30 protein-coding genes and 1 tRNA gene are annotated in these 25,660 nt (G+C 65.4%); 19 read left to right on the top strand and 12 right to left on the bottom strand.

Annotated elements, in window-relative coordinates:
- Positions 1 to 378 precede the first annotated feature (378 nt).
- The 7 genes from AC4PRM_RS04810 to AC4PRM_RS04780 all read left to right on the top strand — a co-directional run bounded on the left by AC4PRM_RS04810 (position 379) and on the right by AC4PRM_RS04780 (position 6,455).
- Positions 379 to 3,612: an intermembrane phospholipid transport protein YdbH family protein gene (locus AC4PRM_RS04810; RefSeq protein ID WP_492038982.1), complete on the top strand. Its 3,234-nt coding sequence runs from the start codon at positions 379 to 381 to the stop codon at positions 3,610 to 3,612.
- Positions 3,613 to 3,695: 83 nt separating this feature from the next.
- Positions 3,696 to 3,881: a YnbE family lipoprotein gene (locus tag AC4PRM_RS04805; protein WP_373256899.1), complete on the top strand. Its 186-nt coding sequence runs from the start codon at positions 3,696 to 3,698 to the stop codon at positions 3,879 to 3,881.
- Positions 3,881 to 4,261 carry a DUF1318 domain-containing protein gene (locus AC4PRM_RS04800; protein ID WP_487921197.1) on the top strand — a complete coding sequence of 127 codons (381 nt, stop codon included), beginning with the start codon at positions 3,881 to 3,883 and terminating at the stop codon, positions 4,259 to 4,261. Before AC4PRM_RS04805 ends, AC4PRM_RS04800 begins: the two co-directional genes overlap by 1 nt.
- 15 nt (positions 4,262 to 4,276) lie before the next feature.
- A complete protein-coding gene (locus AC4PRM_RS04795; RefSeq protein ID WP_373256901.1) occupies positions 4,277 to 4,537 on the top strand; it encodes a hypothetical protein in 261 nt (86 codons plus the stop codon).
- Between the two features lie 31 nt (positions 4,538 to 4,568).
- Positions 4,569 to 5,381, top strand: coding sequence for a tryptophan 2,3-dioxygenase (locus tag AC4PRM_RS04790; protein ID WP_492038981.1), 813 nt, complete (start codon positions 4,569 to 4,571; stop codon positions 5,379 to 5,381).
- Between the two features lie 75 nt (positions 5,382 to 5,456).
- Positions 5,457 to 5,942: a PA2169 family four-helix-bundle protein gene (locus AC4PRM_RS04785; RefSeq protein WP_492038980.1), complete on the top strand. Its 486-nt coding sequence runs from the start codon at positions 5,457 to 5,459 to the stop codon at positions 5,940 to 5,942.
- Positions 5,943 to 6,068: 126 nt separating this feature from the next.
- Positions 6,069 to 6,455, top strand: a complete 387-nt coding sequence (locus tag AC4PRM_RS04780; protein ID WP_492038979.1) for a DUF805 domain-containing protein — start codon at positions 6,069 to 6,071, stop codon at positions 6,453 to 6,455.
- A gap of 699 nt (positions 6,456 to 7,154) precedes the next feature.
- Here the strand turns inward: AC4PRM_RS04780 and AC4PRM_RS04775 are convergent.
- The 4 genes from AC4PRM_RS04775 to AC4PRM_RS04760 all read right to left on the bottom strand — a co-directional run bounded on the left by AC4PRM_RS04775 (position 7,155) and on the right by AC4PRM_RS04760 (position 10,336).
- Positions 7,155 to 7,682: a hypothetical protein gene (locus AC4PRM_RS04775; RefSeq protein ID WP_492038978.1), complete on the bottom strand. Its 528-nt coding sequence runs from the start codon at positions 7,680 to 7,682 to the stop codon at positions 7,155 to 7,157.
- A gap of 167 nt (positions 7,683 to 7,849) precedes the next feature.
- Complete coding sequence (rplS, locus tag AC4PRM_RS04770; protein WP_492038977.1) at positions 7,850 to 8,278, bottom strand: 50S ribosomal protein L19; 429 nt, start codon at positions 8,276 to 8,278, stop codon at positions 7,850 to 7,852.
- A 1-nt stretch (position 8,279) separates the two neighbouring features.
- A complete protein-coding gene (gene trmD / locus AC4PRM_RS04765; RefSeq protein WP_492038976.1) occupies positions 8,280 to 9,032 on the bottom strand; it encodes a tRNA (guanosine(37)-N1)-methyltransferase TrmD in 753 nt (250 codons plus the stop codon).
- A gap of 95 nt (positions 9,033 to 9,127) precedes the next feature.
- Positions 9,128 to 10,336, bottom strand: coding sequence for a BaiN/RdsA family NAD(P)/FAD-dependent oxidoreductase (locus tag AC4PRM_RS04760; RefSeq protein ID WP_492038975.1), 1,209 nt, complete (start codon positions 10,334 to 10,336; stop codon positions 9,128 to 9,130).
- A 521-nt stretch (positions 10,337 to 10,857) separates the two neighbouring features.
- Between AC4PRM_RS04760 and AC4PRM_RS04755 the strand changes: the two genes are divergently transcribed.
- The 7 genes from AC4PRM_RS04755 (at position 10,858) to AC4PRM_RS04725 (ending at position 14,741) form a co-directional block, all read left to right on the top strand.
- Positions 10,858 to 11,064 carry a hypothetical protein gene (locus AC4PRM_RS04755; protein WP_492038974.1) on the top strand — a complete coding sequence of 69 codons (207 nt, stop codon included), beginning with the start codon at positions 10,858 to 10,860 and terminating at the stop codon, positions 11,062 to 11,064.
- A gap of 72 nt (positions 11,065 to 11,136) precedes the next feature.
- Positions 11,137 to 11,424 (top strand): hypothetical protein, encoded by a 288-nt coding sequence (locus AC4PRM_RS04750; RefSeq protein WP_492038973.1) that lies wholly within the window; start codon positions 11,137 to 11,139, stop codon positions 11,422 to 11,424.
- Between the two features lie 64 nt (positions 11,425 to 11,488).
- Complete coding sequence (locus tag AC4PRM_RS04745) at positions 11,489 to 11,785, top strand: helix-turn-helix transcriptional regulator (protein ID WP_492038972.1); 297 nt, start codon at positions 11,489 to 11,491, stop codon at positions 11,783 to 11,785.
- A 1-nt stretch (position 11,786) separates the two neighbouring features.
- On the top strand, positions 11,787 to 12,323 hold the full coding sequence (locus AC4PRM_RS04740; protein ID WP_492038971.1) for an ImmA/IrrE family metallo-endopeptidase: 537 nt from the start codon (positions 11,787 to 11,789) through the stop codon (positions 12,321 to 12,323).
- A gap of 162 nt (positions 12,324 to 12,485) precedes the next feature.
- The gene (locus AC4PRM_RS04735) at positions 12,486 to 13,199 is read left to right on the top strand and encodes a multiubiquitin domain-containing protein (RefSeq protein ID WP_492038970.1); all 714 of its coding nucleotides are present in this window, start codon (positions 12,486 to 12,488) and stop codon (positions 13,197 to 13,199) included.
- A complete protein-coding gene (locus AC4PRM_RS04730; RefSeq protein WP_492038969.1) occupies positions 13,174 to 14,358 on the top strand; it encodes a ThiF family adenylyltransferase in 1,185 nt (394 codons plus the stop codon). Before AC4PRM_RS04735 ends, AC4PRM_RS04730 begins: the two co-directional genes overlap by 26 nt.
- Positions 14,355 to 14,741: a ubiquitination-like system serine protease family protein gene (locus AC4PRM_RS04725; protein WP_492038968.1), complete on the top strand. Its 387-nt coding sequence runs from the start codon at positions 14,355 to 14,357 to the stop codon at positions 14,739 to 14,741. Before AC4PRM_RS04730 ends, AC4PRM_RS04725 begins: the two co-directional genes overlap by 4 nt.
- A 19-nt stretch (positions 14,742 to 14,760) precedes the next feature.
- On the opposite strand, the gene polA is transcribed toward AC4PRM_RS04725, so the two are convergent.
- On the bottom strand, positions 14,761 to 17,676 hold the full coding sequence (gene polA / locus AC4PRM_RS04720; RefSeq protein ID WP_492038967.1) for a DNA polymerase I: 2,916 nt from the start codon (positions 17,674 to 17,676) through the stop codon (positions 14,761 to 14,763).
- Between the two features lie 48 nt (positions 17,677 to 17,724).
- Positions 17,725 to 19,386, bottom strand: a complete 1,662-nt coding sequence (locus AC4PRM_RS04715; RefSeq protein WP_492038966.1) for a thiamine pyrophosphate-binding protein — start codon at positions 19,384 to 19,386, stop codon at positions 17,725 to 17,727.
- A 100-nt stretch (positions 19,387 to 19,486) separates the two neighbouring features.
- On the opposite strand from AC4PRM_RS04715, the gene AC4PRM_RS04710 reads away from it, so the two are divergent.
- Both AC4PRM_RS04710 and AC4PRM_RS04705 read left to right on the top strand, forming a co-directional pair.
- A complete protein-coding gene (locus AC4PRM_RS04710; protein ID WP_373256912.1) occupies positions 19,487 to 19,624 on the top strand; it encodes an entericidin A/B family lipoprotein in 138 nt (45 codons plus the stop codon).
- 126 nt (positions 19,625 to 19,750) lie between these two features.
- Positions 19,751 to 20,143, top strand: coding sequence for a YidB family protein (locus AC4PRM_RS04705; protein ID WP_492038965.1), 393 nt, complete (start codon positions 19,751 to 19,753; stop codon positions 20,141 to 20,143).
- Here AC4PRM_RS04705 and truA read toward each other — a convergent pair.
- The 6 genes from truA to AC4PRM_RS04675 form a co-directional block, all read right to left on the bottom strand.
- Positions 20,140 to 20,889 (bottom strand): tRNA pseudouridine(38-40) synthase TruA, encoded by a 750-nt coding sequence (gene truA / locus AC4PRM_RS04700; protein WP_492038964.1) that lies wholly within the window; start codon positions 20,887 to 20,889, stop codon positions 20,140 to 20,142. The genes AC4PRM_RS04705 and truA overlap by 4 nt on opposite strands.
- Positions 20,890 to 20,902: 13 nt before the next feature.
- Positions 20,903 to 21,841 carry a methionyl-tRNA formyltransferase gene (gene fmt, locus AC4PRM_RS04695; protein ID WP_492038963.1) on the bottom strand — a complete coding sequence of 313 codons (939 nt, stop codon included), beginning with the start codon at positions 21,839 to 21,841 and terminating at the stop codon, positions 20,903 to 20,905.
- Between the two features lie 40 nt (positions 21,842 to 21,881).
- Complete coding sequence (locus tag AC4PRM_RS04690; RefSeq protein ID WP_373256916.1) at positions 21,882 to 22,109, bottom strand: hypothetical protein; 228 nt, start codon at positions 22,107 to 22,109, stop codon at positions 21,882 to 21,884.
- Complete coding sequence (locus AC4PRM_RS04685; protein ID WP_492039188.1) at positions 22,109 to 22,699, bottom strand: peptide deformylase; 591 nt, start codon at positions 22,697 to 22,699, stop codon at positions 22,109 to 22,111. Before AC4PRM_RS04685 ends, AC4PRM_RS04690 begins: the two co-directional genes overlap by 1 nt.
- Positions 22,700 to 22,756: 57 nt before the next feature.
- Positions 22,757 to 23,104, bottom strand: a complete 348-nt coding sequence (locus tag AC4PRM_RS04680) for an acyl-CoA thioesterase (RefSeq protein WP_373257187.1) — start codon at positions 23,102 to 23,104, stop codon at positions 22,757 to 22,759.
- Between the two features lie 96 nt (positions 23,105 to 23,200).
- Positions 23,201 to 23,277: transfer RNA gene (locus AC4PRM_RS04675), tRNA-Arg, on the bottom strand.
- A 157-nt stretch (positions 23,278 to 23,434) separates the two neighbouring features.
- Here AC4PRM_RS04675 and AC4PRM_RS04670 point away from each other — a divergent pair.
- The 3 genes from AC4PRM_RS04670 to arfB are packed head-to-tail and all read left to right on the top strand — an operon-like array spanning position 23,435 to position 25,640.
- Entirely contained in the window at positions 23,435 to 24,781 is a 1,347-nt protein-coding gene (locus AC4PRM_RS04670) for a hypothetical protein (RefSeq protein ID WP_492038962.1), read from the top strand.
- On the top strand, positions 24,778 to 25,239 hold the full coding sequence (locus tag AC4PRM_RS04665) for a YaiI/YqxD family protein (protein ID WP_492038961.1): 462 nt from the start codon (positions 24,778 to 24,780) through the stop codon (positions 25,237 to 25,239). The genes AC4PRM_RS04670 and AC4PRM_RS04665 overlap by 4 nt, the downstream gene beginning before the upstream one ends.
- Positions 25,236 to 25,640 (top strand): alternative ribosome rescue aminoacyl-tRNA hydrolase ArfB, encoded by a 405-nt coding sequence (arfB, locus tag AC4PRM_RS04660; RefSeq protein ID WP_492038960.1) that lies wholly within the window; start codon positions 25,236 to 25,238, stop codon positions 25,638 to 25,640. The genes AC4PRM_RS04665 and arfB overlap by 4 nt, the downstream gene beginning before the upstream one ends.
- Positions 25,641 to 25,660 lie beyond the last annotated feature (20 nt).

Here is a 25,660-nt window from a genome sequence, read left to right as displayed (position 1 = left end):
CATAACGACGCCGGTCGGCGCCAAGCCACTGGTAATCGGTACTGCGCGACGTGACTTTGTCCCGTTGCGAGACGGGGCCTATAACCCGTCCGTCCCATGATGGGAAGACAGCACGTTACAAACTGTTAACCGCCGCGATAACATCGGCGAGTTTCGCTGTTCGCCGGGTGTGGCAGGCGCGCATCTTTCGAGTAATCGCGGGGTTTTCTTCAAGATCAGTGAGTGCCAAAGATTCTCTTGCCTGGACGCGATGCGCAGTGTTGGAGGGGTGGCTGATCTGACACTCTACTGTGGTTCGTTCGCAACGGGCCTGATGCTGTTTCCGGAGCCGCTCTTGCCCCACGTATGTTCAGAGAATGACTCTCAAGGATGTCGCGTTTGAACACAGACTCCGTTAGCCCAACGCCACCCAAGGCCACCGTGCGCAAAAGCGGCTGGCGACGCTTGGGGTTGGCCCTCGGCGTGTTCGTCGCCATCGTCCTGGTGTTGCTGGCGACGCTGTATCTGAACCGCCGGGCGGCGACGCGCGAGGTCCTGATCGGCTGGCTGGAGCGTCAGGGGATAGACGCCGACATGCAGGTCGAGCGGGTGGAACTTGACGGCATCGTCGCCAGCATCCGCATCGGCGATCCGGCAAACCCCGACGTGGTCATCGAGCGGGTCGAGGTCGATTATACCGTCGCCACGCCCTGGTCGCGCACGGGTCTGGGGGTCACACCCAGCCGCATCCGGCTGATCCGTCCGGTGGTTAGCGCCGGGTTCCGGGACGGGAAACTGACCTTCGGCTCCCTTGATCCCCTGATCGATCGCTTCATCGGCCAGCCGCCCCGCCCCGACAGTCGCAGCCCCCTGGTCATCGTCGAACAGGGGCGTCTGCGGTTGGACACCGACTATGGCCCCGTCACTGTCCTGGCCGATGCGCGGGTGGACAATGGCAAGCTGATGCAGCTGAACGCCCGCCTGCCCGAAACGGCCCTGCGCAGCGGCGATATCCAGGCCCAGGGTCTGAAGGCCGCTGTTCAATTGACGACGACGGGCAACCGGGTCGATGTACGGGCCAGCGCCTCGGCGGATGCGGCGACTGTATCGGGCGTGTCGACCGAGGCCGGGTCCCTGAGCCTGACCGGTACTGTGCCCTATCCCGACCTGAAAACGCGCCGTGGTGACGGGGCGGCGGACGTGCAGGCCGTGGTGGCGGCGCGTCGGCTTCGCTCCGGCGTGACGGATGCGCGTGACCTCAGCGCCCGCCTGAGTTTCGACGGCCAGATGCGGGGCTGGATCGAAACCTTCACGATCGAGGGCCAGACCAGGGCCGACATCCGCGCGGCCCGTCTCGACGCCTCTGACGCAAGCGCGACCGGTGCCCGTCTGATGCTGGAGCGCAATCCGGTATCGGTGTCGCGCAACGCAGACGAGCTCGGCTGGCGTGTCGATGGCCCCCTGCGGATGACGGCGTCCCGGGCGTCGGGAGCGGGGCTTGAGGGCGATGGCGTCAGCCTGACATCCAGCGCCGTCACCCTTGGCGGGCGCGGCGCGGCGATGGAGGCCCAGGCGCCGCTGGCGCTCCAGGCGCGACGTCTGGCCTGGGACGAGCTGTCCCTGACCGGCGTGAACGGATCGGTCACGCTGGATGCCGTGCTCGATCAGGGTTTCCGCGTCACCGGTGTTGGTCGTCTGCAAAGCTCAGGCGGGGCCTGGCCCCTGTTCGGCCCTCCGGCGTCGGACGACATTGCCGAGCTGGGGGCCATGAAGCGGGCGCTGGGCGATTTCGCCGTCGACATCCCGGCGTTTACGCTCGCCGTGTCTTCCGCCACCACCCGCGTGACGCTGGACCGGCCTGCGACGCTGACACCGCGCAACGGTGGCGTGCTGACGCTCCGCCCCGCTGCCACCCCCATATTCAGCGCCCGCGATGGTCAGGCGGGCGGCGGGGCCCTGTCCCTTAGCGCCACGCGCGGTGAGGGCCTGCCGGAGGCCACCTTCGACATTCCGGCCTGGCGACTGACACCCGGTGGCTTTACCGCCACCCTGGACGGTCGTGCGGCGCTCGACTTCGACCTGGCAAGAGGCATTGCGCTGCAGACGCGCGGCGAGTTGGCCTCCTCCAACGGCCGTCTGACCTATGTGGCCGAGAGTTGCATTCCCCTGACGGTCGAGCGGCTGGAACTGGACGAGAGTGACGTCACCACGATCGCCGGTCAGATCTGTCCCGCCGACCGCCCGCTCGTCACTGTGGCCGACGGCGGCTGGCGCGCGGAGGGTCTCATTGCGGGCCTCGACGCTGCGGCCCCTTTCCTTGCGCTGACCTTCACCGACGCCAAGGGCAGCTTCGTGGCGACCGGGGGACCGTTCGGCGTGGGACTGGAGGCACAGGTCGCCTCGGCTCTTGTTGTCGACGCCACCACCCCCGCCCGGTTCAATCCGGTCACGGCCCAGGGTTCCGCCCGCCTGGCCAACGAAAACTGGACCGGCACCTTCGACCTGGCCCGCAGCGGTACGGCGCTGGGCCGCATGACCCTGGCGCATGACGGGCGGGCAGGGGCGGGTGGCCTGACCATCGACGCGCCGTCCATCGTCTTTGCCGAGCCCGGTCTTCAGCCCGACGACCTCAGCCCCCTGGTCGCCGATTTCATCCAGTCGCCCGCCACCGGCTCGGTCGGCTTCCAAGGCCGGATCGACTGGTCGTCGGACACCGATGGCTTGAGCTCGGGTCGCCTGACCATTCCCGGCCTGGACTTCGTCAGTCCCGGTGGTCCGGTGAAGGGCCTGCGCGGCACGGTCGACTTCACCAGCCTGGCCCCCCTGGTCACCGCCCCGGACCAGCGGCTGACCATCGACACCCTGGAATCGGTCGCGCCGATCACGGACGTCGCCGTCACCTTCGACCTGGCCGCCGACGCCTTCATGATCGACGGCGGAGAGATCAACATCGCTGGCGGCAAGGTGACGGTCGAGTCGTTCGCCGTGCCGCTGGACATCTCCAAGGGCTTTTCCGGCGTGATCACCCTGGACCGGGTGCAACTGGGCGAGGTGGTGGCCAATTCCGGCTTTGCCGACAAGGTGACGATGGACGCCGTCGTCTCGGGCCGGCTGCCCTATACCTATGATCCGACCAACGGCATCCGCATTCAGTCGGGCACGATGGAAGCGGTCCAGCCGGGTCGCCTGTCCATTTCGCGCGACGCCCTGACCGGCGTCCAGGCCGGCGGTGCAGGCGGCGAGGTGCCACCGAATACCGTTCAGGACCTGGCCTTCCAGGCCATGGAGAACCTGGCCTTCGACGTTCTGACGGCCCAGCTCAACAGCCTGGACGAGGGCCGGATCGGCGTGCTGTTTCACATCCAGGGCCGTCACGAACCGCCGCAATATCAGGACCTGCGCGTCACCATTCCCGATCTGATCAGCCGCGAATTCCTGAACCGGCCCATCCCCCTGCCGTCGGGCACGGCCATCGATCTGACACTGGATACGACACTGAACGCCAATGAGCTGGCGGGCGATCTGATGGAGCTGAACCGTTCGCGCAACGGCGAGGTCAGTACCCCCAGAACGGAGCCAGACCCGGAGCCTGAAGCCGCCGTTCCGACCGAGCCCGCAGTCGAAACGCCTTGATGAAGGCACCTTGGCCGTTCAGAACCCATTCACCCTGAAAGGTGTTAGTCAGGGGCGACAGTTTGAGACCGGAGACCACAGCCATGAACCGGACGCGTTTGACCGTCGCCCTTCTGGGCCTCGCCGCCGTGACCACTGCGGCCTGCACGCCGACGATCCGGCTGCAGGTGGACCCTATCCAGATCTATGCGAAACTGGACGCCGACGTGCGCGTCCGCCTCGACAAGGAGCTTCAGGACCTCCTGGTCGAAAACCCCAACCTGTTCTGATGCGAAAGTTGACCCAGATGTCGTTCCGCAAATTCTTCGTCGTCACCGCTGCTGTGGCCGCGCTGGGCGTCGCCGCAGGCGCGGCCTTTGCCCAGACCCCCGCCCAGAAGTCCATGATCGACGCCGCCAAGGCGCAAGGCACCGTGGGCGAGCAGGCCGACGGCTATCTCGGCTTCCGCACCCCGTCCTCGGACGGCTCGCTGACCCAGGCCGTCCAGGCGACCAATGAAGCCCGCCGCGCCGCCTATGCCCGCAGCGCCCAGGCCGCCGGCACGGCACCCGACGTCGCCGCCGCTCGCGCCTTCGAGACCATCGTCTTGCCGCGCATCAGCTCGGGCCAGTGGTACCGCAACGCCAGTGGCCAGTGGGTCCAGCGCTAGGCCGGGTCTGACGCCGTGGGAACCGTTCGTCAGCTCCTGATCGTCCTGGCCGTCGCCGTCGTCTCGACCGTGGCTGTCGGTGCGGCCTGGATGGCCATCGGCGGCGGCACCCTGCCGATCCACGGCTGGATCGCGCTCAGCCTCGGCATCGCCGGTACCGTCGCCCTGACCTGGGTGCTGATGCGACTGGCCTTTCGCTCCGACCGCGAGGGATGGGACGCCCGCGCCGATGACACCTCCGACCTGACGCCGGGACGCAACTCGCCCGAGGCTTGAGCCCATCGCCGCGACGGGCGATAGGTCGCCCATGACCGCACCTGCTGACACGTCCCGCGCCGACATCACCTATGCCGGCTATCTGTCGCTCGACGACCTGCTGGCGGCCCAGCACCCCCTGTCGGACGAACACGACGAGATGCTGTTCGTCGTCATCCACCAGACCAAGGAGTTGTGGCTCAAGCAGATCCTGCACGAGGTGGCCCAGGCGCAAGCCCTGGTCCGCGCCGGCGATCTGGTCCCCGCCTACAAGAGCCTGGCCCGCGTCAGCCGTATCCAGGCCGTCATGACCATGAGCTGGGACATCCTGGCCACCATGACGCCCGCCGACTATCTGCGCTTCCGCGGCGTGCTCGGTTCGTCCTCCGGCTTTCAGAGCGATCAGTTCCGCCGTTTCGAGGCCATGCTGGGCCTCAAGGATGCGCGCTTCCTCAAGTTCCACACCGAACGCCCCGATGCCCTGGCCGCGCTCCAGGCGGCCATCGACGCCCCCAGCCTGTACGACGACGCCCTGGCCCAGCTGGCGGCGGCGGGCCTGCCTGTGCCGTCTGAGGTCCTGAACCGCGACGTCAGCCAGCCCTATGAGCCGTCGCAAGGCGTCGAGGACGCCTGGCTGGAGGTCTACCGCGACACCACACGCTGGTGGCCGCTGTATCAACTGGCGGAAAAGCTGGTCGATCTGGACGACGCCCTGCTGACCTGGCGGCACAAGCATGTGGTGACGGTCGAGCGGATCATCGGCCGCCGTCGCGGCACGGGCGGCACCGAGGGCGTGGCCTATCTGACCGAGACCCTGCAACGCCGCTGCTTCCCCGAGCTGTGGTCGCTGCGCACCAAGCTGTGACAACCTGCATCATGCTGCGCCGCAACCTCCGCCGTTTCGGGCCGTTCTAGGCACCTGACATTGCGGAGACCTCCCATGACCGACGCCAACCGCCACGATATCCAGGTGCTGAACGGCCTGATCCAGTCGATGATCGACAGCGCCGAAAGCTATGGCGAGGCCGCCGCCGAAACCACCAATCCCGAATACGGCGAGCTGTACGCCCGGCGCGAAGCCGAACGCCGCGCCCTAGCCGAGGACCTTTCACAACACGTGCGCCTTCTGGGTGGCGAGCCCCAGACCTCCGGCTCCATCATCGCCAAAGCCCAGCGCGCCCTGACCGACGTCAAACACGCCCTGATGCGCAATGAGGCGACCGTGGCGGGTGGCCCCGAACAGGCCGAGGATGCCATCAGCGCCCGGTTCCACAAGGCCGTCGCCGACACCTCCATCTCGGCCACCACCCGCGAAACTATCCGCCGCGTCCACGCCGCCATCCGCACCGGCCACGCCGAGATGAGCGAACTCAAACATACTCTGGAAAGCCGCCAGACGGCCGAGAGCGGGCTGTTTCCGCAGTAGATCGTAACCAACGGCCTTTGAGGCTGAGCTACACGTCTATCGTGTAGGCGAGCCCATGCCGGAAGCAGACATGTCTGACGTCCGCTAAGAGTGGATAGCGGACACCGCCCCTGCTACCGTCCTGGCATGGCGACGTTCGTTCACCGGCTAAGCGCAATCCAGAACTATCGCTGGGCAAGCGTCGCGCTCATTGCGACGATGATCCTTCTCCCGGTTCTCATGGTGAGGCTTGGAGCCTTGGAGTGGGTCGCTGCTCTCGCGGGACTGCCGGTTTACGTCGCTCTTATCGTTCTGACGTATCGCCGCCTCCGGGACGCCAATCTCAGCGGCTGGTGGATCGTACTGATGATCTTGGTGATCAACGTTGGTCCTTATTGGGAGGGGCTAGAGCCGCTTACGTTCCACGTCAGCCATCTCATCCATCTCATCCCCGTGGCCTTGGGGTGGCTCGTCCGCGCTCCACGGACAGTCGCCGGAACGAGTGTCCGGCCTGACGGCTTGACGCTCGGCTGAGACCGGCCAATGTCCGCCTAAGGTAGAAAGCGGACATCCAAGCTGAGAAAAGGAGGCATGGCTCGTTCAACCCGAAATCGTATTGGAGTGCCGTCCGAGGCAAGCCTGTCCGGGCTGTCGGACGGCGAGCTTGAGAGAGAATACACTCGGGTAAAAAGCCGTTTGGCGACGCCCCTGTTTACGCTCGTATCGAAGCTAATATTGAAAAAGCGTCACGCCACCGAAGCCGAACAGGCCCGGCGCGCACACTAATCTCTGCTTTGGGTCGAGAGCGGACTGTCGCTTATGAGCGGAAAGCGGACTTGAACGAGCTATTTCGAGGTCTCAGCTCGCCGCTGCGCAAACCCTCCCAAAATGCTGACTAGACCTATTGTGCCTAGCAACACGACGGGAACTGCATAGCGCATCGTTATAGCGATCACGAAACTTTCCTTATTGTCCTCCATGGATACCAGCATCCAGGGGCCGCCACGCCGCTCTTGGGTGTAGGTGCGGCCATCTCGAAGATCCACAAACCAGAGAATAGCCAGACCAATAGCAAATCCACAAAACAAGCGACCGATCACGAAGAGTGTTTGTCGCGGGCCATGCAGTGGGCCGGAGAGTGACGTCATAAGGGATGATACGGTCCTGAAACCAACGTCCGCAATGGGTCGGAAGCGGACTTTCAGCGGCGGGTAGAAAGCGGACCTTGGCCCGCTACTCAAAAACCACTTCCGAACGTATGTCTTGAAATACTGCGTCAGGCTTGGCTGAGGTCGCGCGGCAACGAAAAGCGATAAGCCGCAACATCGCATCGGTCGGCTGTTTGCGAAGCTCGAAATCACTATCGAAAGTCAGCAGAAAATTGTGATGGGTGCCCGGCTGGACAACCGTCTGAGGAAGCTCGAAAAAATCCAGCATATCTTCTTTGTAGCGAAGGCTACTAAATCTGTTGGGATCATAACCTCTGGTGAGGTTGACGGCTTGACTACTCGCGCGATCCACGAGGTAGAGTGCAGCCGCGCCGCCATTGTCAGAATAGACGCTGGGCACACATAGGACTTCGCTGCCGGTGTTTTCGATCTTCAAGCGAACGATCACAAAGCGGCAATGGCTTGCACACTGCTCTGCCTCGACCTTGAAGGATGCTTTATAGGCTGGCTCGCTCGCCCCATTGTCCACCTTGTCACAACCCGAAGTCGTGCAAGACAGAACCGCAACTGCTAGCAAAATAGCACGTTTCACCAACCCAAGTTACACCTCGCGCCAATGTCCGCAATGGGTCGACAGCAGACATAACTATATCACCGAACACCGGACATCCTTGAGCGCCTGGCTACTACAGCCAAACCATAGAAAAGACCCCGGCGTTTCCACCGGGGCCTTCTTCAATCTCGAACCGATGAAGCGGCTTAGGCTTCGGTGTCGGCGGCCTTATCGGCGGTGCCGGTTTCCGGCACGGCCACGCCCTTGGCGGGACGCACGGTCTGCTTTTCGGCGATCCGGGCCGACTTGCCGCGGCGGTCACGCAGGTAATACAGCTTGGCGCGACGCACGACGCCGCGACGCTTGACTTCAATCGCGTCGATGTTCGGCGACATCAGCGGGAAGACGCGCTCGACGCCCTCGCCGAAGCTGATCTTGCGCACGGTGAAATTCTCGTTGATCCCGCCACCGGCGCGAGCGATGCAGACGCCCTCGAAGGCCTGGATGCGTTCGCGCTCGCCTTCCTTGATCTTGACCATGACGCGCAGCGTGTCGCCGGGCTGGAAGTCGGGAATGGCGCGGGTTTCGATCAGGCGGGCTTTTTCTTCCGCCGCGATGGTCTGCAGGATGTTCATTCTATTCTCCTCGGGCTTTTGCGCCCTTTAGCTGTGATTTGGCGGAAGCGGGTTCCGCAGTGGTTCTTTCCAGATGCGCCGCCCAGAGGTCCGGCCGGCGCGCCTTCGTCGTCTCTTCTCGCTGCGTCTGACGCCACTCGGCCACCTTGCGGTGGTCGCCCGACACCAGAACCTCGGGTATCTCCAGTCCCTCGAACGTCCGCGGTCGCGTGTATTGCGGATGCTCCAGAAGACCGTCCTCGAAACTCTCTGACGACAGGCTGTCTGCCGCGCCGAGCACTCCGGGGATCAATCGTACGCACGCCTCGATCACCACCATCGCCGCCGCCTCGCCACCAGCCAGGACCGCGTCGCCGACGGCGACCTCCTCGAACCCGCGCGCGTCCAGCACGCGCTGATCCACCCCCTCGAACCGGCCGCACAGGACGGTGATCCCGTCATGCGTCGTCCATTCTTTCACACGTGCCTGGGTCAGGGGCCGACCCCGGGCACTCATGTACAAAAGCGGCCGCGAAGACCCCGGAATGCTGTCGAGCGCCCGGGCCACCACGTCCGCTTTCAATACGGCTCCGGGCCCGCCACCCGCAGGGGTGTCGTCCAGGAAGCCGCGCTTATCCTCGGAAAAGTCCCGAATGTCCAGCGTCTGCAAGGCCCACAGCCCCTTCTCGCGCCACGCGGTGCCGATCAGGCTCACACCCAACGGCCCCGGAAAGGCCTCGGGGAACATGGTCAGGACGGTGGCGGTGAAGGGCATGGGCAGGGTCTAGGGATGAGGGACTAGGGATCAGGGAAGGCAGTTCGGTCGGCAAATCAGCCTTTCCCTAGCACCTAAACCCTAGAACCTAACCCCTAACACACCTGCCCCGCCGCCCATCCTGACGACCACGCCCACTGAAAGTTATACCCCCCCAGCCAGCCGGTGATGTCCACCGCCTCGCCGATGACGAACAGGCCAGGGGCCGAGGTCGCCGCCATCGTCTGCTGGTCCAGCTGGTCCAGCTGGTCCGTCGCGACGCCGCCCAAGGTGACCTCGGCGGTGCGGTAGCCTTCGGAGCCGACGGGTTTGACGGTCCAGCCGTTCACCGCCTCGTCCAGTCGGCGCAGGGTCTTGTCGCCGATCTCGGCCAGCTTGCCCTTTACGCCTTCGCGCTCGGCGATGCTTTCGGCCAGGCGGCGCGGCACGATGTGGCCAAGCGCCGTGTGCAGCATCTGCTTGCCGTTCTCCTCCTTGGCGGCCTTCAGCCGGGCATAGACGTCCTCGCCGGGAGCCAGGGCGGCGGTGATCGCCTCGCCCTCGCGCCAGTAGGAGCTGATCTGCAGGATCGACGGGCCGGACAGGCCGCGGTGGGTGAACAGCAGACCCTCGGCGAAGGACGTCCTGCCCTTGTCACCTGAGTGCGTGACCTCCGCCTCGACCGACAGACCGGACAGGGGGGCCAGTTTCTCCAGCAGGCCCGGCTCGAAGGTCAGGGGCACCAGGGCGGGGCGGGTTTCGGTGACCCGAAGGCCGAACTGGCGGGCGGTGTCATAGGCCCAGCCGGTGGCCCCCATCTTGGGGATCGACTTGCCGCCGGTGGCCAGCACCAGGGAGGCGCAGCGCACGACCGAGCCGTCCGACAGGGCCGCCTCGAAGCCTTCACCATCGCGGGTCACGCGGTCCACGCCGGTGCCCATCTTCAGCACCGCCCCGGCGGAGCGCATGTCGTCCGTCAGCATGCGGACGATCTGTTTGGCGCTGTCGTCGCAGAACAGCTGGCCCAGGGTCTTCTCGTGCCAGGCGATGCCGGCGCGATCGACCCGCTTGACGAAGTCGTGCTGGGTGAACCGCTTCAGGGCGCTGGTGGCGAAACGGGGGTTCTCGCCCAGGAAGTTGGCCGCCGTGGTGCCCAGATTGGTGAAGTTGCAGCGCCCGCCGCCCGAGATGCGGATCTTCTCGCCGGGATTGCGGGCGTGATCGACGATCAGGACGGAGCGGCCGCGCCGGGCCGCCTCGGCCGCGCACATCATGCCGGCGGCTCCGGCCCCGACGATCAGGACGTCTACGGTCTGTGGCTTCATGCGGGCGTCCTAGCACCGACGTGCCGGGGCAGCGAGGCCCGCAGCCGGGGGGAATAGGGTCGGGTTTCCACGGCAACCGGCGAAAAACGGGAACGGCACCCCGCTGTGCGCAGGGGGCGGGATCGGCATGCGGACATTTCGGCCGGACCTGGGGCGGTCGGGCGAGATCGGGGGCAGGGCTGTCAAAGACCGGTCAGGCAGGGCGGGGCCCTGGAGGGCCCTGGCCCGCATTATACCCCGGCGGGCCCATGGGGCGGGAAGAATGACCCGGCGCGAGGGCGTCGTGAGGGCGTTCGGGCGATGAAAGGGGCCACAAGGGTCACTGGAGGGGTCGCAAGGGGCCACAGGATCAGGGTCGGGAATCCACCATCGGGTGTGCCGCCCCTCACCTGTGGACACCCGGAACAAAACCGGAACAATTGACTTGCCACCCACCCCCCTCCGGGTCTTCCCTAGCCCCTAGCCCCTAGCCCCTAGCCCCTAGCCCCTAGCCCCTAGCCCCTAGCCCCCCGGAGCCCGCCATGACCCCCAATCCCGCCCCCGACCTGCTGGCCTCGCTTCAGGGCCTGGACCTGACCAGCGCCGACGGCCGCGCCGGCATCCGCACCCTGCTGTCAGAGATTGAGCGCCTGTCGCCCGGCCTGATCCTGCAACAGGCCGCCGGGATCGAACTGCGGCGCGTGGGCATCCACCGTCCGGGCCGCGAGGCCCCGCAGGCCGGGCGTTAGGGGCCAACCCCTCGCTCAAGCAGCGAGCCGCCGCGCGGCGAGCGGTAGCGACCAAAAAGAATGCACCTGCGCGTGAATCTGCCCGATCACCGGCCCCTGCCGCTGCGCCATCCGCCGGTGCCCCGGGGACCGGCCCTGTCCGAACCGGGGCTGAGGACGGTCCTTGTCGAGGGCATCTTCGATGTCATCTCGATCCAGGACGATCCCACCGTCGCCCTGATCCGCGCCGCCTCACGCAGCCGCTCGCACATCTTCCTCAGCCGCAGCCAGTGCCCGCCGTTCGCGGGAACCCAGGCGATCTTTCAGGCCCGCTGGGTCAAGGGACGGCCGGTGTTCGTGCGGGAGGTGGTGGAGGGGTAGGGACCATGCGGCAGGCAATGTTTGCCTGATTGACAATTTGGACAATGCGGTAGACGATCAAAACATGGTGGACATCAGCTATATTGCCTTGGGAGAGCGCGTCCGCGCTCTTCGGGAAAAGCGGCACCTCACGCAGGAAGCGTTAGCCGATCAGGTAGGCCTATCCCGGACTTCAGTGACCAATATTGAGCGGGGGCGCCAGGCAGTCCTTGTCCATCAGCTCTTGCTGTTTGCTAGAGCGCTAGACGCTAGTCTAACCGAACTCGTCCCTGACGATGATATAACGTCTGTCATTGCACGATCGGCACCGGCAGATGAAATCGCAGATTACATGTCCAGGCTGAAACGGATGCCTGCATAAAATGGCCCTCAAGCCCCTGCGAGTTCGCTACTCTAAGATAGCTGCCACGGTTCAAGAGCTATTGGGCAGGCATGGCGTCTCTGGCCCTTGCGTGCCTGTTCAGGCGATCGCACGAGGCGAAGGGCTAGAGGTAAAGCAAGGCGATCTCGGTCTAGTATCTGGGATGTTGGTTCGCGGAACTGCTGGAGCGACAATCGGCGTCAACAGTAAGCACCCTTCGACCAGGAGGCGCTTCACAATTGCCCATGAGCTAGGGCACTTCCTGCTGCACGAAGGTCTGTTGAGCCACGTCGATAAAGACTTTCGGGTCAACTACCGCGACGACGAATCCTCGCTCGCGACAAACATCGAGGAGATCGAAGCTAATACGTTTGCTGCTTCGCTCTTGATGCCAGAGCCATTTCTTAATGACTTGAACGCTGAGGACGCCGTGGATGATGACGGCCGCGTCGCCGAGCTCGCTACGCAATTTGATGTGAGCAGGCACGCAATGAGTCTGAGACTGATCAACCTGTACGGACGTTACAAGCCCTTTTAGCTGCCTTAGTAGTCACGGATTCCATCCGCGCAGCAATGCGCGGTGCGACATTCTGCCGCACTAATGTTTGTGACAATGTCATAGACACAAGACGGTAAAGCCGTCATCAAACACTGACGGCGCAAATGTCCTCGCCGAAACAGATGATGACAGGAGCGCCTCATGGCCAACCCAGATACCGAACCGTCCGCCGGAAAAAAGGGCGGGACTTTCCAGTTCATGGTTTCCGACGAGACGTTCTCTTTCGGGACGGTGAAAATTTCGGACCGCAAGGTTACAGGAGCGCAGATCATTAACGCGGCGGGTCGGTCCCCCGTTGAGGCGTTCCTCGTATTGCACCGCTTGCCGAACACAGAGATCGAATCGATCCGTCCGACCGAACTAGTCGATCTTGGGTCAGCTGGGACGGAGCAGTTCTTCGTCATCCAAGGTGCGGATCTGTATGGCTTCGCCATTGACGGCCGCAGTATGCAGTGGCCGTTCCCGACCATCAAAGGATCGGACCTTCTTAAGCTGGCCGACGTTAGCGATGATCTCGAACTGATCATCGAACGAGAGGACACTGCGGACGAGGTCGTGGACGAGACGGGCGTGGTGAACCTGGCAGAACGTGGTCAGGAACAGTTCAAGACGCGTAAGCCCAAGGTTCCGTCGATCTGGGTGAACGAAAACAAGCACAAGTTTGACAAGCCGAAGATTGCCTACGACGAGGTCGTGGCGCTCTATCTTGGTGCCGGTAACGCTCAGGCGGCCGAGTACCTCGTCAAATATTCGAAGGGTCCGCCGGAAAACATCAAGGGTACGCTCTCCCCTGGCGCTCAAGTGGCAATCAAGAATGGGATGCGCTTCCGTGTATCAGGAACTGGCGAGTCGTAATCCCTTCATCCAAGAGCTCGAGGATCAGGGCTTTCACGTAGATTTCGTAGGCAACTACCTTGTCATCTACGGGCTGCCCTACCTCGATGCCGCTGGGGGGCTTCAGCACGGCGACTGGGCTAGCCCTGTCGACTTGCGCCCAAACAACGTGATCGATCCGCCTAGCAATCACCAAGCGTGGTTCCGAGGTGGCTTGCCTCATGCTCGGAATGGTCGTCCGCTAAGACTGGGCGGGGGGCCAGACCAAGTCCAGATCGCCAACCACTTTAAGGTCGACCGCTCCTTTTCCTACAAGCTGATGCTGGGCAACGAGATGCGTGCGTACGCGTCCTTCGAAGAGAAGGTCCGCACCTACATCGATACAATAACGGCACCTGCAATGGATGCATACCCGGACGCCACTCCGCTTAGGGGAATTGAAGTCAAGGCGGCGCAACGAGGTACGCCACTTCGACTCCCAGATACGATGTCAGCCCGGTATCACATGAACGATTTGTCCGCCGCCCTTGAGGGCAAGCGCGTGGCGATTATCGGACTGGGTGGAACAGGTGCGTACATCCTAGATTTCATCGCACGCACGCACTTGGCAGAAATCGCTCTGTTCGATGCCGACACCATGCATGTACACACAGTATTCCGAATGCCGGGCTACATTCCGATGGAAATGGGAATCGAAAAGGTAAACGCACTCGCTCAACAGTATGGAAACTGGCACTCGAACATAAAACCATTCGAACAACGCATCACAACTGAAAATATAGATCAGTTGGCAGCCTATCATTTCGTGTTTGTCGCGGTTGACGACGGCCCATCGCGCCTACTGATCGCTGACTGGTTGACCGCCCGTGGAATTCCCTTCGTGGATTGCGGGATGGGGCTAAACCGAGTGCTCGGCGGCCTTAACGGTGTAGTCCGTATCACAGGTGTCGATCGCAACGCCTTCGACCAGGCGGCTGGGACGGTTCATCTTCCTGGCGGCGATCCTGAAGGTGGTGAGTATCGCAAGCAAGGCCAGATCGCGGAGATGAATGCCCTTAACGCCAGCTTGGCCGTTATTCGCTTCAAACAGCACTTCGGAATCTATGCTCGCGATGAAGAGATGATCTCTTTAACCTTCGAAACTACTACATTTGAACTCGACCCCCTGAAGCCAAAATGAAATATCGATATCAACGTGTTGATCGCACTCCAGAAAGTCTTTTGGCGGGAGTCGTCTATCATAACGAGGATTTCGAGTTGGCCGCTCTACTCTGCGCCTGCGGCTGCGGCCATCGCATTAGTCTGCTCGTCCCCGATAGCCATCAAGTCTTCGACGAAGGGGGCTTCGCGACGATTACCCCATCCATCGGCGTATTTGATGCTCCGTGTCTATCACACTTCTGGGTCACAGCAGGGACCGTGGAGATGCTGCCTCCTTTCAGCCAATTCAGCACCAACGCGATCATGAAGCGTCAGATTGCGCGGCATATGTCCACGGAGACAGTCGGGGCGGCTTGGTGGAGGCGGGCCCTTGCATGGCTCAGGCGCCTTTTGCCCCTCTAAGAAAGACCGCCTTGTCCCCCTAGTGCGCCTCGTCCCAGTTCGCCGCCGCCCGCGCCTCGACCACCAGCGGCACGGATAGCGCCACGGCCGGTTCCGCCGCCTTTTCCATCACCCGCTTGATCACGGTGATGGCGCGGTCGGCCTCGGCTTCGGGGGCCTCGAAGACCAGTTCGTCGTGGACCTGGAGCAGCATGCGGGTGCTCAGGCCTGCGTCGGCCAGGGCCCCGGGCATGCGCATCATGGCGCGGCGGATGATGTCGGCGGCGGCACCCTGGATGGGGGCGTTGATGGCGGCGCGTTCGCCGAACTGGCGCTCGGCGGCGGATTTGGACTGGATGGCCGGGATGTGGATGCGGCGGCCGAAGACGGTGGAGACCGTGCCGGTTTCCCGCACCAGGGCCTTGGTCGCATCCATATAGGTGCGGATGCCGGGGAAGCGTTCGAAATAGGTCTTGATGTAGGCCCCGGCCTCGCCCTGGTCGATGTTCAGCTGATTGGCCAGGCCGAAGGCAGAGATGCCGTAGACGATGCCGAAGTTGATGGCCTTGGCGCGGCGGCGGGTCTCGGGGTCCATCTGGTCGACGGGGACGCCGAACATCTCGCTGGCCGTGGCGGTGTGGATGTCGATGCCGGCGGCGAAGGCGCGCTTGAGCTCCGGAATGTCGCCGATGTGGGCCAGCAGGCGCAGCTCGATCTGGCTGTAGTCGGCGCTGATCAGCACATGGCCGGGCGAGGCGATGAAGGCCTGGCGGATCTGGCGGCCGGTCTCGGTACGGATGGGGATGTTCTGAAGGTTCGGGTCGCTGGAGGCCAGGCGGCCGGTGGTGGCGGCGGCCAGCTGGTAGCTGGTGTGGACGCGGTCGGTGGTCTTGTCCGCCGCCTCGATCAGGGCGTCGGTATAGGTGCCCTTCAGCTTGGACAGCTGGCGCCAGTCCAGCAGGACGCGGGGCAGGTCGTGGGTGAGGGCGAGGGTCTCCAGGGTGGCGGCGCCGGTCTCCCACTGGCCACTGGCGGTCTTCTTGCCGCCGGACAGGTTCAGCTCTCCGAACAGGATGTCGCCGATCTGTTTGGGGCTGCCGATGTTGAAGGGGCGGCCGGCGATCTGATGGGCCTGGGTCTCCAGCTCGGCCATGCGCAGGCCGAACTCGCTGGACAGCCGCTTCAGGCGGTCGGGGTCGACGCGGATGCCGGCCCGCTCCATGTCGGCCAGGACGGCGGGCATGCCGCGCTCCAGCGTCTCATAGACGGTGACCAGGCCTTCCTCGGCCAGGCGGGGTTTCAAGATGTGCCACAGGCGCAGGGTGACGTCCGCATCCTCGGCGGCATAGCGGGTGGCGGGGACCAGATCGACGTGGCGGAAGGATTTCTGGCTCTTGCCGGTGCCCGCCACCTGTTTGAACGGGATGGGGTCGTGGCCCAGGTGCAGCCGCGCCAGCTCGTCCATGCCGTGGCCGTGCAGCCCGCCCTCCAGCACATAGGAGATCAGCATGGTGTCGTCGATGGGGGCCACGCGGATGCCCCGCTGGGCCATGACGGCCAGGTCGTATTTGCCGTTCTGGACGACCTTCAGCACGCCGGGGTCCTCCAGAAGGACCTTGAGCCGGGCCAGGGCGGTTGGCTTGTCGATCTGGGTCGGGACGGGGGCGCAGGCGGCGTCGTTGTCGGTGCCGCCGAAATCCAGCCCGCCCGCGCTGGCCGTCGGCTCGGCCTCGTGCGTCAGGGGGATGTAGCAGGCGTCATTGGGCCCGATGGCCAGGGAGATGCCGCACAGGCCGGCATGGGTGGCGGACAGGGCCGAGGTCTCGGTGTCGAAGCCGACGATGCCCGCCTCGGTCGCCCGGGCGATGAAGGCGTCCAGCGCCTCGAGCGTCTGGATGCAGACATAGGCGTCCAGGTCGAAGGTCTGGTCGGCGACGGGGGTGGTGGCCTCCTTCGGCGCATAGCGGGGCGTCATGACCGGGGCGGTCAGGGGTTTGGGGCGGACCACGAAGGCGGTGCCGTCCTTGGCCGGGGCCACGCCGTCGCCGACGCGGTTGCGAAGGCTGCGGAACTCCATCTGGTCCAGGAAATCGCCCAGAACCTGGGGGTCGGGATGGCGCACGACGAAGTCGTCGATGGGCTCGGGCGCGGGGGCATCGCAGGTCAGGCGCACCAGTTCGCGGCTGAGCAGGATCTGGTCCTTGAAATTGATCAGGGTCTCGCGCCGTTTGGGCTGTTTGATCTCGCCGGCGCGCTCCAGCAGGGTGTCGAGGTCGCCGTATTCGTCCATCAGCTGGGCCGCCGTCTTGGGGCCAATGCCGGGGGCGCCGGGGACGTTGTCGACGCTGTCGCCGATCAGGGCCTGAAGATCGACCATCTTCTCGGGCAGGACGCCGAACTTCTCCATGACCGCGTCCTCGGCCAGGCGGCGGTCCTTCATCGGGTCCCACATGACGACGCCGCCGCCGATCAACTGCATCAGGTCCTTGTCGGAGGAGACGATCACCGCCTCGCCGCCCGCGTCGCGCGCCTTGCAGGCATAGGTGGCGATCAGGTCATCAGCCTCATAGCCGGGCAGCTCCAGACAGGCGACGCCGAACGCCGCCGTCGCCTCGCGCACCAGCGGGAACTGGGGGATCAGGTCCTCGGGCGGGGCGCTGCGGTTGGCCTTGTACTGATCATACAGATCGTTGCGGAAGGTCTTTTCCGAATGGTCGAAGATGGCCACCAGATGGGTCGGGCCGTCCGATCCCTTCATGTCCTGCAACAGCTTCCACAGCATGTTGCAATAGCCCTGGACCGCCCCGACCGGCAGGCCGTCCGACTTGCGCGTCAGGGGCGGCAGGGCGTGATAGGCGCGGAAGATATAGGCCGAGGCGTCGATCATCCACAGCCGCAGCGGCGGGCCGTCCTGGGTGAGGGGGCGGTCTGTAGTTTCGGGCGCAGCGTCGGTCATGCGGCGAACATAGGCGGGCAGATCGCCGCCGTCATCGCCCGTTTGCCGCTACTTCGCCCGCAGGCCCGTGATCGTGCGGTTGGGGGCGATGTCCTCGGCCGAAGTGATCAGGTGAAGCAATGCGGGGCGGCCTGCCTCGCGGGCGGCGTCCAGGGCGGCGGGGAAGTCCTCGGTGCGCTCGCAGCGGATGCCGAAGGCACCGAAGGCCTCGGCATATTTGACGAAGTCCGGGTTCTTCAGGTCGGTGGCGATGACGCGGTCGGCCCCGGGATAGTGCCCCTCCTGATGCATGCGGATGGTGCCATAGGTGCCGTTGTCGACGACGATGACGACGGCGTTGATGCCATACTGGACGGCGGTGGCCAGCTCTTGACCGGTCATCAGATAGTCGCCGTCGCCGGCGACGCAGATGACCTCGCGGTCGGGATGCAGGCTCTTGGCCGCCAGCGCCGCCGGATAGCCATAGCCCATGGCCCCCGACGTCGGCGCCAGCTGGGTGCGGCAGGCGCGGTGGCGATAGAAGCGGTGCAGCCAGGCGGCGAAGTTCCCGGCCCCGTTGGTGACGATGGCGGTCGGCGGCAGGGCCTGGCCCAGATGGGCCATGCACTCGCTCATGTTCACCGCACCGGTGACCGGCACGGGGGTCGAGAAGGCCTGATAGTGATCGTGGGCCGCCCTGGCCTGGTCGTGCCAGGTGCGGCCCGGGTCGATGGTGGACAGGGCGTGGGCGGCCAGGGAATTGTCGGCCGTCGCGCTGAGCAACGGTGTCCAGACGCGGCCCAGTTCCTCGGCCCCGGGATGGATGTGAACCAGCGTCTCTGCCGTGCGGGCCCGGTCGAACAGGGTGTAGCCCTGGGTGGGATTTTCGCCCAGCCGGGCCCCGATGGCGATCAGAAGGTCCGCGTCCTTCGCCCGCTTCATCAGTTCGGGATTGCAGCCCAGGCCCAGATCGCCCGCATAGTTGGGCCGCGCGTTCGACAGGATGTCCTTGCGCCGGAACGACAGGCTGACCGGCAGGCCCAGCCTTTCCGACCAGTCGCCGATGGCGGCGGCGGCCTCCTCTGTCCAGCCCGACCCGCCCAGGACCAGCAGGGGACGCTCGGCCTTCGACAGGCGTTCGCGCACGGCTTCGACGAAGGCCGGGTCCAGTGCCGCACGGGCGGGCACCACGGGGCGGATGGGCGCGGGACCGCCGTCCTCGTGCAGGATGTCTTCGGGCAGAGCGATGACCACCGGCCCCATCCGGCCCTGCTGGGCGGTGGCGAAGGCGCGCTCGACCACCTCGACGGTGCGGTCCGGGCTTTCGATCTCGGTCGCCCATTTGGCCAGGCCGCCGAAGACCTCGCGGTAGTCGACCTCTTGGAAAGCGCCGCGCCCGCGGTCCGACAGCGCGATCTGGCCGACGAACAGGATCATCGGCGTGGAGTCCTGATGCGCCGTATGCACGCCGATGGAGGCATGGGTCGCACCGGGCCCACGCGTGACCATGCAGACGCCGGGCTTGCCGGTCAGCTTGCCATAGGCCTCGGCCATGTTGGCGGCCCCGGCCTCATGACGGCAGGCGATGACCTGGATCGTGTCGCGCACGTCCGCCAGGGCATCCAGCACGGCCAGATAGCTCTCGCCCGGCACGCAGAAGACGCGGGTGACACCATTCATCACCAGGGTTTCGACAAGGCGGCGGGCGGCGGTGTTGGCGGCTTGGGTCATGAGGCGTCGCTTAGCAGATCACCTGCGTCGCTGGCCATGCAACCGAATGGCCACGCTTGGCGTTACGGCGCAGGTTCAACACCAGTGAAGGGGATTTCCCATGAAAAAGATCATCGCTCTGTCCATCGTCGCCGCCGCCCTGGCCGTTTCGGCCTGCAACACCGTGTCGGGCGTGGGCCGTGACGTTTCGGCCGCCGGCCAGGCCGTGTCCTCGGGTGCCGAGCAGGCCAAGAACTAAGGGTCATTCCAGACCTGAATGACGAAGCCCGCCGGTCTCCGGCGGGCTTTTTCGTGTGCGCGGGCCGTCATCCGGGCTTAGCGTGGCCATGCGACGCTGGCGTCACACCACAGAGGGAGACGGACAATGGGTATTCTGGACAGTGTTCTGGGCAATCTCGGCAAGGATGCCGGTGGCGGCATCGCCGAGCTGCTGAAGGGTCAGGGCGGGGTCGGCGGCCTGGTCGAGAAATTCACCCAGGCCGGGATGGGCGACACCGTCGGCTCCTGGATCGGTACCGGACCCAACGCCAACATCTCCGCCGAACAGATCCAGCAGGTGCTGGGCAGTGGGCCGATCGCCGATCTGGCAGCAAAGCTGGGCATCTCCACCGATCAGGCCAGCGAGACGCTGGCGGGGCTGTTGCCCGAGGCGGTGGATCGTCTGACGCCCGGCGGCGACGCGTCCGGGGCCGACGGCCTTCTGGACAGCCTGCCCGGCGGTCTGGGCGACATGATCGGCGGCTTCCTGAAGCGCTAGGAGTCCCCGGCGTATTCGACGCCGGTCAGATACAGCCCCGTCGACGGTGCCACCGGCCCGCAGGCGGCGCGGTCGCGGGCCTCCAGAGCGGCCTTCAGGTCGTCGGGGGTCCAGCGGCCCAGGCCGACCTGGACCAATGATCCCGTCATCGACCGCACCTGTCGATGCAGGAAGCTGCGGGCCTCGAAGATCAGGTGAACCTCGTCACCGACGCGAGTGACGCGGGCGACGTCCAGCGTCTTCTCCGGCGACTTCGACTGGCAGTTCACATCGCGGAAGGTGGTGAAGTCGTGCAGCCCGACCAGGGCCCGGGCCGCCGCCTGCATGGCCTCGACTCCCAAGGGCTGTTTCACATGCCAGACGCGGCCCCGGTCCAGCGCCGGGCGGCCGGGCCGGTTGAGGATGCGATACAGATAGCGCCGCCCCGTCGCGGAAAAGCGGGCATGCCAGTCGTCGTCCACCGTCACGCAGTCCAGAACCGACACGGCCTCCTCGACCATATGGGCGTTCAGGGCATTCATGACGGTGGACGCGGGCCAGGCCTTGTCGAGGTCGAAGCTGATAACCTGACCCGTGGCATGGACACCCGTATCGGTCCGGCCCGCCGCTGCCAGTCGCACGGCCTCGCCGCAAAAGGCGGTGATGGCGGTCTCGACGGCGCCCTGCACCGTCGGCTGATCGGCCTGGGCCTGAAAGCCGTTATAGCCCGAGCCGTCGTATTCGAGGGTCAGCCGATAGCGGGGCATGGGGGGGTGTGTCCTAGCGCTCGCCGCTTGAGGACAGGACGGTGCCGGATGGGAGCGCCAGCCCTCTGAGCATCTCCTGCGCCGACTGAGCCGCCTTGCCCGCGCGCTGGACGCGGGTCAGGCTTACCGCGCCCTCGCCGCAGGCGACGGTCAGGGCGTCGTCCAGAACCGTGCCGGGCGCGGCGTTTCCGTCGGCGACCTGGGACATCAGGGCCTTGATACGGATCGGCCCGTCGGCACCGGACACCTCGAACCAGGCCCCCGGAAAGGGCGACAGGCCGCGGATGTGGGCATCGACGTCGCCAGCCGAGCGCGACCAGTCGATGCGGGCCTCGGCAGGCGTGATCTTGCGGGCATAGGTCGGCTCGCCGGTCTGTTCCGTCCCGGTGACGCCGCCGCGTTCGATGGCGGCCAGCGCCCGGGGCCACAGGCCGGCCCCGATGTGCGACATGCGCTCGGACAGGCTGGCGGCGGTGTCGTCGGGGCGGATGTCCATGACTTCCGACAGCAGGATGGCCCCCTCGTCCAGACCCTCAGACATGCGCATGATCTGGACGCCGGTCTGGCGGTCGCCGGCCATGATGGCCCGCTGGATCGGGGCGGCCCCGCGCCAGCGCGGCAGCAGGGAGCCATGCAGATTGAAACAGCCCAGACGCGGAGCCTCCAGCACCTCGGGCTTCAGGATCTGGCCATAGGCCACGACGCAGGCGGCATCCAGGTCCAGGCTCTGGAAGGTGGCGATGGCGTCAGGTGATTTCATGGAGGCGGGCGTGAAGACCGGCAGGCCCATGGCCTCGGCAAAGGCCTGAACCGGCGAGGGCGTCAGCTGTTGCCCGCGTCCCTTGGGTCGGGGCGGCTGGGAATAGACGGCCACGATCTCGTGCCCGGCGGCGATCAGCTCGGCGAGGGACGGGACAGCGAATTCGGGCGTACCCATGAAGGCGAGGCGCATCAGCTCACGCTCTTGAACAGGTTGTCGACGGGCAACCTAACTATTCCCAGCGGGTAGACACGCCGCCGCCTTCGTCCCATTCGCCACCCGCATCCAGGGCGTCGTCGAAATCCAGCAGACGATCCAGCACCACGCCGGCGATGACGCCCAGGGCGGCGACGCCGACCAGGGTGGCCAGGCTGCCGATGCCGATCTTCTCGTTGCGCGTCAGGCGGCGGCGACCCATAGGGTCGATGATGCGGTCACGGTGGCGTTTCAGACGGGCCATCAGGCAGCCAACCTTGCGTTCTTCTTGACCTTGGCGACCGCGCGGTCGCGCTTCAGCCGGGACAGGTGGTCGATGAACAGCACGCCGTTCAGATGATCCATCTCATGCTGGATGCAGACGGCGTACAGGCCCTCGCACTCTTCCTCGACCGTCTCACCCTGGTAGTTCAGATAGCGGATGCGGGCGCGGGCGGGCCGCTCGACGGCGTCGAAATAGTCGGGAATGGACAGGCAGCCCTCTTCGTAGGGCAGGGTCTCTTCCGAGGTCCACACGATCTCGGGATTCACGAAATAGCGCGGGTTGCGGCGTTCCGCCTCCCATTTGGCGCGGTCCTCTTCGCTCATCTCGGCGGGATCGTCATCGCAGGCGACGCCGTCCTTGTCGGACAGGTCCATCACGATCACGCGGCGGGTGTCACCGATCTGGACGGCGGCCAGACCGATGCCGGGCGCGTCGTACATCGTCTCCAGCATGTCATCCATCAGGGTCCGCACCTCATCGGTGATCGGTCCCTCGACGGGGGTCGAGACTTGCTTCAGCACCGCCAGGTCGGCGGCGTTGTCGATGGTGAGGATGCGACGGATGGCCATGCCCGGCAGGTAGGCCGTGGGGGGCAAAAGGTCAAGATTTCCGACCGTTTCGCTGGGTTATGCGACGACGCCGGGCAAGGGACGAGGGTTGCGGTCCTGATCGATGGCCACATAGGTGAAGACGCCCTCGGTCACCCGGTCCGAGGTCGCATGGGCCTGATTGCGCGGGCGTTTCCAGGCCTCGACATGGACGCGGATCGAGGTGCGGCCTGTCTTGATCACACGGGCATAGATGGAGACCTCGTCGCCCACCGACACCGGCTTGTGAAACACCATGGCGTCCAGGGCCACTGTAGCGCAGCGCCCCTGGGCCAGTTCGAATGCCGGGGTCGCCCCGGCCAGGTCCATGTGCGCCAGCAGCCAGCCGCCGAAGATGTCACCCTCGGGATTGGTGTCCGCCGGCATGGCGATGACGCGGCCCACAGGCTGGCCCAGCGGCTGGTCGAAAGGCGCGGGTGCAGGGGCGTCGGTCACGCGGGTCGTTTCCTGAGCAAGAGAAGATGGCGCACCCGACACGATTCGAACGTGTGACCTTTGCCTTCGGAGGGCAACGCTCTATCCAGCTGAGCTACGGGTGCGTCTTTGCGGCGATGCGCGGACGAAGGGCCTTACAGCAGGATGCGGCGGCCCTCAATCCCGAATGCGTGACGGTGGGGCTCGCCGTGGGTTGAGCGTCATGACGGCCACGCCTAGCGTGCGGCCCATCGACGTTGCCATTTCTGTCCGGAGAGCGCCATGCGCCGTCTGATTCCTGCCTTTGCTCTTCTGCTGGGAGCCTGCGCCTCGATCCTGCCGCCAGCACCGGAGGCGGAACGCCCCGGCGTGCGCATCGGCGGCGAGGGCGGGCCCATGAGCGCCGCCCTGGTCGAACAGGTGACGATGAGTGCGCTGGCGCGGGACTATGTGGGGCTGATCCTCGAGATCGGCGAGCATGAGCCGGGCTATGTCGACGCCTATTATGGACCGGCGGAATGGCAGGCCGAGGCCAAGGCGGGCAAGCGTGCGCTGCCGGAACTGTTGGCGCTGGCGAACAGGATGGTCTCGGATCTGGAGGCCGTGCGACCGACCGACCCGGAGGTGATCCAACGGAAGGCCTATCTGATCGCCCACACCAGGGCCGCCGCGGCCCGCATCCGCATGCTGTCGGGCGAAAAGCTGGGTTTCGCCGATGAGGCCGAGGCGCTGTTCGGCATCCGGCCCGAACTGCGACCGCTGGCCAGCTTCGACCCGATCCTGGCGCGGATCGACGCCTTGGTGCCGGGGCAGGGTGACCTGACCGACCGGGTCACGGCCTTCAAGGCGCAGTATCAGATCCCGAAGGACAGGCTGCAGGTCGTGATGGACACGGCCATCGCCGAGTGCCGCCGCCGCACGGTCCAGCATATCGCCCTGCCCGCCAATGAGCGGTTCACCCTGAGCTTCGTCGGCGACAAGCCCTGGTCCGGCTACAACTACTATCTCGGTGACGCGGCCAGCCGGATCGAGATCAATGCCGACTTCCCGATCTATACGGAGCGGGCGATCGATCTGGGATGTCACGAGGGCTACCCCGGGCACCACGTCTACAACGCGCTGCTGGAGCGGACCTTCGTGCGCGAGAAGGGCTGGGCGGAGATGAGCGTCTATCCGCTGTTCAGCCCCATGTCCTTCGTGGCAGAGGGCAGCGCCAACTATGGAATCGACCTGGCGTTTCCGGGTGAGGAGGCGACTGCATTCGAGCGCGATGTACTGTTCCCGCTTGCCGGGTTGGATCCCTCGACGGTCGAGGCCAAGGCCGAGCTGATGGCCCTGACGCGGCAGCTGGCGCGGGCGGAATACACCATCGCCGACGACTATCTGGCCGGGCGGGTCGGGCGTGAGGAGACGATCGCGCGGCTGGTGAAATATACGCTGACGGAGCCCGCCAAGGCGGCCCAGCGCCTGCGCTTCATCGACACCTATCGCAGCTATATCATCAACTATGGCCTGGGCCGGGACGTGGTTCAGGCGTGGGTAGAGCAGCAGGGTCCGGATCGCTGGCACGGCATGGAGACCTTGCTGTCCAGCCAGATCTTGCCCGTGGACTTGATCCCCGAAACATGAGCGATCCGCGCATCTTCATCGACGCCGATGCCTGTCCGGTGAAGGACGAGGTGTATCGGGTCGCGGCCCGCTATGGCCTGCATGTCTTCGTCGTCTCCAATGCGTTTGTGAACACGCCACGCGAAAGCTGGATCGAGCGGGTGATGGTCGATGCGGGGCCAGACGTGGCGGACGACTGGATCGCCGAACGCGCCGGACCGGGCGATATCGTGGTGACCTCCGACATCCCCCTGGCCGATCGTTGTCTGAAGGCGGGGGCGCAGGCGCTGAAGTCGAATGGCCAGCCGTTCACGGCGGACTCCATCGGCTCGGCCCTGGCAGGGCGGGAGATCGGCGAGCATCTGCGGTCCATGGGCGTAGCGACCAGTGGGCCGCCGCCGTTCGGACCAAAGGACCGCTCGGCCTTTCTTCAAGCGCTGGACCGGGCGGTGGTCATGGCACGGCGCGTGGCGCGATGACGACCATTCCAGAAAGCGAGCTGGAGTTCCGCTTCTTCCGCTCCGGCGGACCGGGCGGTCAGAACGTCAACAAGGTCTCGACCGCCGTGCAGATGCGGTTCGACGCCCGCAACTCGCCCTCGCTGAGCGAGCCGGTACGGGCGCGGCTGATGAAGCTGGCGGGCAGTCGGCTGACGCTGGACGGGGTCATCCTGATCAGCGCCGTGCGGTTCCGGACGCAGGAGCGCAACCGGGCCGACGCCATCGCCCGCTTGCAGGCGATGGTGGATCAGGCGTCGGTCGCCCCGACCTATCGCGTGCCGACGCGCCCGACGCGCGCTTCAAAGGAGCGAAGGCTGGACGGCAAGGCCAAGCGATCGACGATCAAAAGCGGGCGTGGTCGTCCGGGCGCTGACGACTGAGCGCCAGTCCGAAGCCGGTG

The organism is Brevundimonas sp. DW-iso22 (assembly GCF_058725425.1).
The sequence above is the reverse complement of the archived record's forward strand: the minus strand, read 5'-3'. Positions and strand labels throughout refer to the sequence as shown.